The following is a 9593-nucleotide window of genomic DNA, read 5'->3' on the forward strand; positions in this document are numbered from 1 at the left end:
GGGTTGCCGAGGATGGTGGCCGCGGCCCGCTCGCCGTCGAGCCGAGCCGCCTCCCAGTGCTCGGCACGGGGCTGGACCACGCCGTCGGTCCTCATCTCGGTCGCGTCGCCGATCGCGAGGACCGCCGGGTTGGAGGTCACCTGGCGGCCATCGACGATGACTCCGCGTCCCGTGGCCAGTCCCGCCGCCGCCGCCAGCGACGTCTCCGGGACCATGCCAAGAGCCAGGACGGCCCGGTCGATCACGACGCTGCCCTGGCCATGAGTGAGGTGCGCCGTCAGGCGGGCGTCAGGCCCGGTCCCCATCGGTTCGAACCGCTCGACGCCGCACTGGCGCGCCGTGACACCCCGTGCCCGGTGGACCTCGTGCAGCCACTGGGCGACGGGCTCCGTGAGGACGTGGGCAAGCGGTGGCGAGACGATGTCGACGAGCGTCACGTCCGCGCCGAGTCCGGTCAGGGTGGAGGTGACCTCTGCGCCGATCAACCCGGCGCCGACGACCAGGACGCGCGCGCCCGGGCCCGCAGCCGCCCGCAGCCGATCCGCGTCGTCAACGGTTCGGAGCACGTGGACGCGCTCGCTGTCGGCGCCGGGAATCAGCGGCCGGGCGGCTCTACCGCCCGTGGCGATGACGACGCGCGAGGCCGGCAGCGTCCTGCCGTCCTCGGTCTCGACCACGCCCTCGCCCGGGCGCAGCGCCGCGATGCGGGTCCGGGTGAGCAGGCGCACGTCGTGGTCGTCATACCACTCCGGCTGCTCGAGCGCGATGTCCGTCAGTGCGCGGGAGCCGGCGAGGTACTCCTTGCTCAGCGGCGGCCGGTCGAGCGGCTGCGGCGCATCGTCAACGAGGGTGATCTCACCCGAGAAACCGCCGGACCGCAGCGCTGCGGCGGTGCTGACGCCGCCGATCCCGCCACCGACGATGACCACCTGCTGCGGAACACCCATGCCCAGTGAGGCTACTCAGCGCCGCGGTGCCGCACGGAGGTGCCCACTCGTGGACCCGCAAGGAAGCGGCCGTAAGCCGCTGGGCCCACTTTCCCGGCCACCCTCCACGGGCACGTGGCCGGGAAGCCGGCTCAGCGGCATACGGCCTGGGGTGAGGTCACTGGCGTCGACGCTTGCGGTCGCTGTCGTGCAGCTCCGGGTGAACGTCCACGGGCAGCTCCTCGAGAGTGCCCTCGCCCGGTGTCGCCACACCCCAGCCCTCGGTCGTCACGGTGTCGACGGGCGGGTTGCCCACGAGGTGGGAGCGCTCCGCCCCCTCCGGGTGGTCGACGCGGGCCTGGGCCGTGTCCTCCACATGGCGGTTGAGGGTCTCGGGGGGAAGGCCCTCTGCCTTGGTGCCCCGCCGGGGGTTCAACATGATCAGCCCCACGACGAGCAGGACGACCATCCCCAGCATGAAGAAGAGACCAACTCGATCACCCATGGCTCCTCCTGGAGGCCGTGCGGATTGACCCTTCTTCTCGAAGGTACCCGAAACTACCGCCGCCCAACAGCGCTCGGGCGGCGCAGGGGTCGTCGGTGCTCGTCGACGTCAGGCGGCCCGGCGCCGATCCGCCTCCGCAGCCTCGCGCTGCTCGCGCTCTCGCTTGGCCTTGGCGACCCTGGCGGCGCGCTCGGCCCGCAGCTGCGCCGTGGGGTCGCTCGTCTCGCCGAGCTGTGCCGGACCGAAGAAGGTCAGACCGAGCTTCCGTAGCTGAAAGCCGATGCGGTATCCGATCGACAGGCCCTCGTTGTCGCCCTTGCCAGCCATGGTGCTCACTTCCAGATATAGTTCGTGCACTAATTGTCAGTCTACTGGCTGAGGGGGTCGTCGATGACGAACGTCCACGCTGCGGCGTCCGTTCGCTCCACGAGCCTGCCTGCTGACTCGGCCCCCGACGACCTGCTGCGGCTCGACCAACAGGTGTGTTTCGCGCTCTCCGTGGCGTCCCGCAACGTCATCGCGCTCTACCGACCCGTGCTCGAGCCGCTGGGCCTGACGCATCCGCAGTACCTCGTCATGCTGACGCTGTGGGAGCGGGACTCAACGACCGTCAAGCGGATCGGTCGGCTCCTCAGCCTGGACCCAGCCACCCTCTCACCGCTCCTCAAGCGCCTCGAGCGAGCCGGCCTCATCCGTCGTGACCGCCACCCCGCCGACGAGCGTGCCCTCGCGGTCACGCTGACCGACGAGGGCCGCGCGTTGCGTGAGCGTGCCCTGCAGGTGCCGCCGCAGGTCATCGAGCGCCTCGGGATGGACCTCGACGAGCTGACGTCGCTGCACGTCGCCCTCACCCGCGTCATCGCGGCAACGAGTTCCTGACCACGCCGACGGCGATTGCGTGCTGTCCGGGCCGCATTGGTGGCATCCTGAGAGCGAGCGAGGTCACCACTTCAGAGGGCGTGGAGGGAGGGGCCAGATGGACGACGGGCACGAGCCCAAGGTCGAGGTTGCGCCGATCCAGTCGGGAGGCGCGCTCAAAGGGTTCATCATCGTGGGGCGGTGGCCCGAGGACACCGTGGAGTGGACGCACTTCCTCCTGCTGGCGGTGCGGATGGCTGCGGTCCCGCACATGCTCCCGAACGGAAGCACCGTCTTCCGCGTCGTCGAGGACATCCCCGAACAGGCCCCCGAGCACTCGGTCGGGCTCGTTCTCGCCGAGGGCCAGTTCGTCGGCGAGCACCCCTTGCGACCGGGCCAGTTCGCCGATCCACTGCCCCCTGGCCTCGCCGTGCTGCACCCGCCCTCGAGCACCGTGGCGTCGTTGCCCGAGTATGAAACCGCCTCTGGCTGCCTGCTCCTGCCCGGCCTGCCGCACCTGGGTCTCGCCCACCGGGCCGCGTGGATCGAGGCCGACAGCCATGGGACCGTGACTCGCCTCGCCGCGCTGGACGGCATCGACCCGGAGGACGACGCCGATACCGCTGCCCTGTCCATCCTGCTCGCATCCTGAGTCCGAATGGACGTGGCGGAGGGTGACTCGGGCGAGCCCGAGGTGACGCATCGGGTGGTGAGCGGCGTGCTGACCCAGGCAGGTCGGGTGTTGATGTGCCACCGTCGGGCCGACCGGGCCTGGTACCCCGACGTATGGGACTTCCCGGGTGGCCACCTCGAGGACGGCGAGACGCCTCAGGCGGCCCTGAGGCGAGAGCTTCGCGAGGAGCTCGGGATCCAGTCCGAGGGCGAGGGCACATTCGTCGCACGCTTTGTCGCGGAGGACCTCTCTGAGGACATCACCTTCCTGCACCTGCGTGACTGGCGCGGCGACCCGGTCAACCTCGCCCCGGACGAACACGACGACCTGGCCTGGTTCACGCTCGCGGAAGCACTGTCTCTCGAGCTGCCCGACCCGCGCTATGAGCCGTTGCTCCGCGGCGTGCTGTCGCCGGCCTCACGCCAAACGGACGTCGAGAACTGAGAACCCACTGCCTGGATACCGGCCCAGCTCGCGGCGTCCGCCGGCGGGCAGGGCCAGCGCGGGGAAGGTGGCGAGCAGGGCCTCGACCACGACGCGCAGCTCGAGCCGCGCGAGCGGAGCGCCCGGGCAGTCATGGATGCCCCGGCCGTAGAGGAGGTTGTCGCCGGGGTCGCGATCGAGCCGGAACTCGTCTGGGTCGCCGAAGACCCGCTCGTCGCGGTTGGCCGAGGCCCACAGCACGATGACTCGTTCGTCCTCCTGGATCCGCCGTCCACGGATGGTCACCGACCGCCTCGTGCCACGACGGTTCGCGACCAGAGGTGCGTGGATGCGCAGGATCTCGTCGGTCGCGGTCCCGGTCGCGCCGGGGTCATCCCGGAGCAGCTCGACGACGTCGGGCCTCCGGGCGAGGAACTCGACGACGATGCCGATGCTCGCCGCGATGGTCCCGAGCTCACCGACGGTCCAGTTGCGCACGATCGACACGATCTCCGCGTCGGTCAGGGGTCGTCCGTCGACGGAGTCCCGCAGCAGGGCCGTCGTCACGTCGTCGGGTGCCTCGGAGCGGGCGGCGCGTGCAGCTCGGCGCAGGTCGAGCTGCTCGCGGGATGTAGCCGTCGAACTCCATCGCGACGTGCGACATCACCGCCCGGTCCATCGCCCGGGTCGCCGCGTGGTTCCTGCGCGTCCACTCCCGCAGCGGCTCGTGCAACGAGTCCGGCCAGCCCATGAACGCGCACGCGAGGGCGTTCGCGACCGGCTCGGCGAGGTCGCCCATCACCTCGAGGTCCCGATGGGCGCGCAACCCGTCGAGGTGCCGGCCGACGATGGAGCGGCACACCGGCTCGAAGGCGGCGATGTGCTCCTCGTCGAAGTACCGGTCCACGAGCGTGCGGAAGGCCGTGTGCTCAGGTGGGTCCATACCGGTGGGGATGGCGACGTGCGACGAGACGGCGTTCGAGAACGTCTCGTGTCACGGGATGATCATGCCTCACGGGTCCATTCGTTCCATGTCTATAGTTGTCCACGGACATGAGGAAGAGTGAGGGTGCCATGGGTTCACGCAGGGCGACCGTTGCGGTGGTCGGCAGCTATGGCGTCGGGCTGACGATGCGCCTGCCACGGGTACCCGTCGCGGGAGAGACCATCGCCGGCGGCGAGTTCTCGTCGGGCCACGGCGGCAAGGGCTCCAACCAAGCCGTCGGCGCGGCCCGGCTCGGGGCTGACGTCGCCTTCCTCACGGCCATCGGTGCCGACACCATGGGCGACGGGGCCCGCGCCCTGTGGAAGGCCGAGGGAGTCGACGCCTCCGCCACCGTCACGATCGAGGAGACGGCGACGATGGTCGGGATGATCCTCGTCGAGCCCTCCGGCGAGAACCGCATCGTCATCGCGACCGGCGCCCTCGACCACCTCAGCGCGGACCACGTCACGTCCTTCCGGGGCCGGCTCGCGGACGCGGACATCGCCGTCGTCTCCCTCGAGATCCCACTCGAAACCGCCGTCGCCGCCCTGCGTTCGGCGCGCGAGGCCGGAACAACGACGCTGCTGAACCCAGCTCCCGCACAGCGGCTTCCGGACAGCGCCTGGGACCACATCGACGTCCTCACCCCCAACCGGAGCGAGGCCGCCATCCTCCTCGGCCACGACCCCGACGCGCAGGAGTCCGCCGCCGACCTCGCCGAGCAGCTCCGCGCCAAGGGAGTCCGCACCGTCGTCATCACCCTCGGCGCGGACGGCGCCCTCATCCACGACGCCGCCGGGCGGCGGACCGTCCCGGCAGTCGCCCCACGCGCCGTGGTCGACACCACGGGCGCGGGCGACAGCTTCACGGCAGCCCTCGCCGTCGCCCTTGCCGAGGGCCAGCCCATCGACGCCGCAACGCAGTTCGCCGCGCGCGCAGGCGCACACACCGTCTCGATCGCCGAGGTGATCCCGGCACTTCCGCACCGCGACGACCTCCGGACCAACCAGAACCACCAAGCCGGGACCCATTCGGGGGTCCACGGGGGCGCAGGCCGTCCACGGCCGGGAGGCCCCGTGCGTCGGCATACCGAATGAAGGAAAGGAACCCCATGACCGACTTCACGGCGCTCTCTGCACGAGAGCTCGCGCCCTACATCCAGCACACCCTCATCGCTGTCGGCACGACGCGTGACGAGACGATCACTCACGCGAAGGAGGCGCTCGAGTACGGCTTCGACGCCGCGATGGTCGCCGGCTCCTGGGTCGCCCTGACCGCGGAGGTGGTGAAGGGCACTGGGGTCACGGTCGCGTCCGCGCTCGACTTCCCCACCGTCGGGGTCATGACGAGCGCGGGAAAGGCGGCGGAGGCAGCCGAGCTCGTCCGGCTCGGAGCGCGGGAGATCGACATGGGCGTGCAGGTCGGGTGGCTGAGGAGCGGCGACTTCGACGGCTTCCGCGAGGACATCGCCGGAGTCGTGCGGGCGGCAGGCGTGCCGATCAAGGTGATGCTCGAGCTGCCGCTGCTCACTGACGCCGAGAAGGCCGCCGCCGTCGAGCTGGCCTGCGAGGCCGGCGCCGCGTACCTCAAGAACGCGTCGTCCGGCCAGGTCGAGGTGGCCAATCCGGACTCCATCCGCTACCTCGTGGAGCGCGCGCCCCAGGGCGTCCTCGTCAAGGCGTCCGGAGGGATCAAGTCCCGCCAGCAGGTCGTCGAGCTGCTCTCCGCCGGGGCCGCGAAGGTCGGCACCAGCGCCGGCATCGCGATCGTCACCGACACGAGCGACGCTGAGACGCAGAGTTACTGAGAGGATCCCGTATGCCGCTGGGCTCGCTGGGCGCGGACGCCTCGCAGGTGCCCGCGACGCTGCACTCCCGGATCTCCGCGTGGTTGCGTGGGCAGATCGCGAGCGGTGTGTGGCCGCCGCACTACCGGCTCAAGCCGGAGCCGGAGCTGGCCGCGGAGGTCGGGGTGAGCCGCGGGACGCTGCGGCGCGCCCTGTCGACGCTCATCGCCGAGGGAGCCCTGGTGCAGGTGCGGGGCAAGGGCACCTTCGTCACCTCGACCGTCGTCGAGCCCGCGATCGCGCAGAAGCTGACGAGCCTGTCGGAGGACTTCGCCGACGTGGGAGCGCCGCTGTCGACGCGGGTCCTCGAGTGCGCCGTCGTCCAGCCACCCAGGCCGGTTGCGGCGCTGCTCGACACTCCGGCCCGCCAGCCGATCCTGCGGCTCGAACGGCTGCGGAGCACTGCGGCGGGACCGGTCGCGCTGCTCGCCAACTTCGTCCGCACCGACCTTGCGCCGGGCCTCGAGACGGTCGACTTCGAGAAGGTGACCCTCTTCGGGACCCTCGCCTCGCGGTACGGCCTGCACATCGCGACGGGCCGGCGGACCTTCTCGGCGACCGCTGCGGACGCCCCCACAGCGGAGCTGCTCGAGGTGCCGGTCGGCTCGCCTCTGCAGCACCTCGAGCAGGTGACCTACCTCGCGTCCGGCTCGCCGATCGAGTACTCCGACGTGTGGATCCGGTCGGACCGGCTCCGCGTCACGTCGATCCTGACCCGCCATTGACCGCTCAAGGCTCTTGGGCCACAAGGAGACTGCTGTGACTGTCCCGTTCATCCTCGACACCGACACCGCCCAGGACGACTGCGTCGCGCTCATCGCCAGCCTGCTCGACCCGGAGGCAGACCTGCGGGCCATCACCATGGTGGCCGGCAACGTCGGCTTCGACCGCCAGGTGCGCAATGCGCAGATGACCCTGAGCGCTGCCGGCCGCCTGGGATCCGTGCCCATCCACCTCGGCTGCCGACGTCCCCTCGTGCTGCCGTGGGTGTCGGCCGAGAACGTCCACGGCGACGGTTCAGGCGGCCTCGACATGGACTTCGCGGACACGGTGACCGAGGACGAGCACGGGGTCGACGCCCTCATCCGGCTGACCGCCGAGTCGCCGGGCGAGATCTCCATCGTCGCGATCGGCCCACTGACGAACATCGCGATGGCGGCGGTCAAGGAGCCGGACTTCGTCCGCAACGTCAAGAGCCTGGTCATCATGGGCGGCTCGAACAACGGCCGCGGGAACATCACCGCGGCTGGCGAGTTCAACTTCTACGTCGACCCGCACGCGGCGCACGTCGTCTTCGAGGCGGGCTTCCGCGACGTGACGGTCGTGCCGTGGGCGCCGCTGACCCTCAACGACGCGGTCTTCAGCCGCGAGCAGCTGGCTGGCATCGAGGCGGTCGGCACGCCGCTGGCGAAGTTCTTCCTCACGGTCTGCGGGCCGACCCTGGCCTTCGACGAGAGCGTCGGCATCCCGGGCACGACGCACCCCGACTCGTTGTCCGTGGGTGTGCTGCTGCATCCCGAGCTGGTGACGCGAGCCTCCGACTACAACGTCGCTGTCGAGATGAGCTCGGCGCTCACTCGGGGCTACTCGGCGATGTCGTGGGGCGTGCACGGCCTCGAGCCGAACGCCCGGGTCATCGAGGCGGCCGACGCCGCGGGTTTCTACTCGTGGATCACCGGGTTGTTGGCCACTCCGACCGAGGTGAGCCGACCACTGCGCGGCGGCTTCTTCGACTGAGCCGAGATGAGCCACCTGGGCAGTGCAGACCAACCGAAGGGTGAGCGCGGTCTCACGTTGCACCCAGCGGCTCCCTTGCTTCGCTCGCCGCAGCGGGAGGCGGCGCGGTGGGCGTCCTCCGCGCTGTCGCGGGCATGCCTCTGGCCCCGCCGCGTCGGGCGGGGTGAGGGGCGGCGGGCGGTCTAGACGTGCCAGGTGACGGCGGTGGCGGTGACCGTCGCGGTGAGCTCGTGACGGTGCACGTGGGTGTGGTGCCGGCGGCACAGCAGCGCCAGGTTGAGCAGGCTGGTCCGGCCACCGGCCCACCACGGCTGCACGTGATGCGCGTCGGTCCACTGCGGCGGGATGGTGCAGCCGGGGAAGCTGCAGCCCTGGTCGCGGTGCCAGAGCGCGGTGCGCAGGCCCCTGGTGACCAGCCGCCGGGTCCGGCCCACGTCCAGCGGCTCTCCCGCCGTCCCGAGGACCATCGGGATGATCCCGGCGTCACAGGCCAGCCGGCGCACCGTGCCGATCGAGAGCACGTCGCCGGACATCGCGAGGCCGGTGCCGCGGGCCTGTCCGGCGAGCACGTCGTGGGCGACGGTGACGACCAGCTTGGCCTTGTCCGTGACCGGCAGCCCGTCCGCAGCCGCGACCCCGCGCTGGACCACCTCGAGCAGCGCGTCGGCGCGCCGCTTGGCCGGGGTCCGCGGATCGGCTGTGATCGTGTGGCCGTGCCGGTCCTTGACGGGACAGGGCACCGACAGCGGGTCCACCGCCGACTTGATGGTCGCGGCCGCCTCCGGGTCCAGCACCCCGCGCATCGTGACCATCCCGGTGCGCGACGGCGGGCCGAACCAGAGCCCGCGGCTGGCGCGGCGGCCCGCGTCGAGCCGGTCGGCGTCCTCGTCCCTGGGTGGGCGGACCTGCTCGGTGTGGTGGCGCACCAGCCCGGTGAAGTCCTCCGCGATCAGCTCCGGCGCCCGGTCGAGCAGTTCGGCCACCGCGGTGTCGACCTCGCCCGGGTCGGCAACCCGCTCGGTGCGCTGCTCGAACTCGATGATCCGGGCCGCCTTGGCCACCGTGACGTGGCCCATCGTGACCCGCGCGGCCAGCTCGGCCCACCGCGGCCGGGTCACCGCCCGGGCCACCGTGACGTAGTCCTTGGCCTGCCCCGCGCTCAGTGTCGGGTCCAGCGAGCGCAGCCAGTCCGTGACGGACAGCCCGCCGGGCGGGGTCTCGCCGCGGTCCTGCAGCTCGGCCAGCACGTTGACCAGCATCACCTCGTGCTGGGCGCGCAACCCGGCCAGATGCCCCACCGCGTGCGCGAGCAGCTCCGAGCCGTGCCGCACCAGCGGCCGCCCGAGCAGCGCGTCGACCTTGACCGCCACCGGCTCACCGAACCCCGGCTCCCCAGGCTCGGGCTCGGACGGGCCGGGGTAGTTCGCCTCGAACCAGTCCGCGTCTGCGCCGTCCAGGTCGAGCTCGGACAGGTCGACCGACTCGACCTCGCGCGGCAGGAACGGCAGCGGCTCGTCCGCCGGCACGTGCGCCCACAACCCGCCCCGCGGTCCTGCGGCGGCCACCTCCCGCAACCGCGGACCCCGCGACCGCCTTGCCGAGCCTCCTCGGCGTCCGCCGCCCTCTGTGCGCGGGCCCTC

13 protein-coding genes are annotated in these 9593 nt (G+C 71.5%); 7 read left to right on the plus strand and 6 right to left on the minus strand.

Annotated features, from left to right (window positions below):
• The 3 genes from VJN29_RS05115 to VJN29_RS05125 all read right to left on the minus strand — a co-directional run.
• Positions 1–947, minus strand: a 947-nt coding sequence (locus VJN29_RS05115) for an NAD(P)/FAD-dependent oxidoreductase (protein ID WP_324142503.1), incomplete at its 3' end; no start/stop codon positions are given.
• Between the two features lie 157 nt (positions 948–1104).
• Positions 1105–1431, minus strand: coding sequence for a hypothetical protein (locus VJN29_RS05120; protein WP_324142504.1), 327 nt, complete (start codon positions 1429–1431; stop codon positions 1105–1107).
• Between the two features lie 108 nt (positions 1432–1539).
• On the minus strand, positions 1540–1758 hold the full coding sequence (locus VJN29_RS05125; RefSeq protein ID WP_324142515.1) for a hypothetical protein: 219 nt from the start codon (positions 1756–1758) through the stop codon (positions 1540–1542).
• A gap of 63 nt (positions 1759–1821) precedes the next feature.
• Between VJN29_RS05125 and VJN29_RS05130 the strand changes: the two genes are divergently transcribed.
• From VJN29_RS05130 to VJN29_RS05140, 3 genes are all read left to right on the plus strand, one after another.
• Positions 1822–2310, plus strand: a complete 489-nt coding sequence (locus tag VJN29_RS05130) for a MarR family transcriptional regulator (protein WP_324142505.1) — start codon at positions 1822–1824, stop codon at positions 2308–2310.
• Between the two features lie 97 nt (positions 2311–2407).
• Positions 2408–2941, plus strand: a complete 534-nt coding sequence (locus VJN29_RS05135) for a peptidase (protein ID WP_324142506.1) — start codon at positions 2408–2410, stop codon at positions 2939–2941.
• Between the two features lie 6 nt (positions 2942–2947).
• On the plus strand, positions 2948–3406 hold the full coding sequence (locus VJN29_RS05140; RefSeq protein WP_324142507.1) for an NUDIX domain-containing protein: 459 nt from the start codon (positions 2948–2950) through the stop codon (positions 3404–3406).
• Here VJN29_RS05140 and VJN29_RS05145 read toward each other — a convergent pair.
• Together VJN29_RS05145 and VJN29_RS05150 are read right to left on the minus strand one after the other, a co-directional pair.
• Complete coding sequence (locus tag VJN29_RS05145; RefSeq protein WP_324142508.1) at positions 3380–3952, minus strand: cytochrome P450; 573 nt, start codon at positions 3950–3952, stop codon at positions 3380–3382. The two genes, VJN29_RS05140 and VJN29_RS05145, sit on opposite strands and share 27 nt — an antisense overlap.
• Complete coding sequence (locus tag VJN29_RS05150) at positions 3861–4328, minus strand: hypothetical protein (protein ID WP_324142509.1); 468 nt, start codon at positions 4326–4328, stop codon at positions 3861–3863. The genes VJN29_RS05145 and VJN29_RS05150 overlap by 92 nt, the downstream gene beginning before the upstream one ends.
• Positions 4329–4438: 110 nt before the next feature.
• Here VJN29_RS05150 and VJN29_RS05155 point away from each other — a divergent pair, with 110 nt between their 5' ends.
• From VJN29_RS05155 to VJN29_RS05170, 4 genes are read left to right on the plus strand one after another with little or no spacing between them, the layout of a single operon-like run.
• On the plus strand, positions 4439–5467 hold the full coding sequence (locus VJN29_RS05155; protein WP_324142510.1) for a ribokinase: 1029 nt from the start codon (positions 4439–4441) through the stop codon (positions 5465–5467).
• A 14-nt stretch (positions 5468–5481) separates the two neighbouring features.
• Positions 5482–6177: a deoxyribose-phosphate aldolase gene (deoC, locus tag VJN29_RS05160; protein WP_324142511.1), complete on the plus strand. Its 696-nt coding sequence runs from the start codon at positions 5482–5484 to the stop codon at positions 6175–6177.
• Positions 6178–6188: 11 nt separating this feature from the next.
• The gene (locus VJN29_RS05165) at positions 6189–6941 is read left to right on the plus strand and encodes a GntR family transcriptional regulator (protein WP_324142512.1); all 753 of its coding nucleotides are present in this window, start codon (positions 6189–6191) and stop codon (positions 6939–6941) included.
• A 34-nt stretch (positions 6942–6975) separates the two neighbouring features.
• Positions 6976–7953 (plus strand): nucleoside hydrolase, encoded by a 978-nt coding sequence (locus VJN29_RS05170; protein WP_324142513.1) that lies wholly within the window; start codon positions 6976–6978, stop codon positions 7951–7953.
• Positions 7954–8135: 182 nt separating this feature from the next.
• Here the strand turns inward: VJN29_RS05170 and VJN29_RS05175 are convergent.
• A partial coding sequence (locus VJN29_RS05175) for an HNH endonuclease signature motif containing protein (protein ID WP_324142514.1) occupies positions 8136–9593 on the minus strand: 1458 nt, incomplete at its 5' end.

Origin of the sequence: Intrasporangium sp., assembly GCF_035280925.1 — a bacterium.
In the GTDB taxonomy this organism is placed as follows: domain Bacteria; phylum Actinomycetota; class Actinomycetes; order Actinomycetales; family Dermatophilaceae; genus Intrasporangium.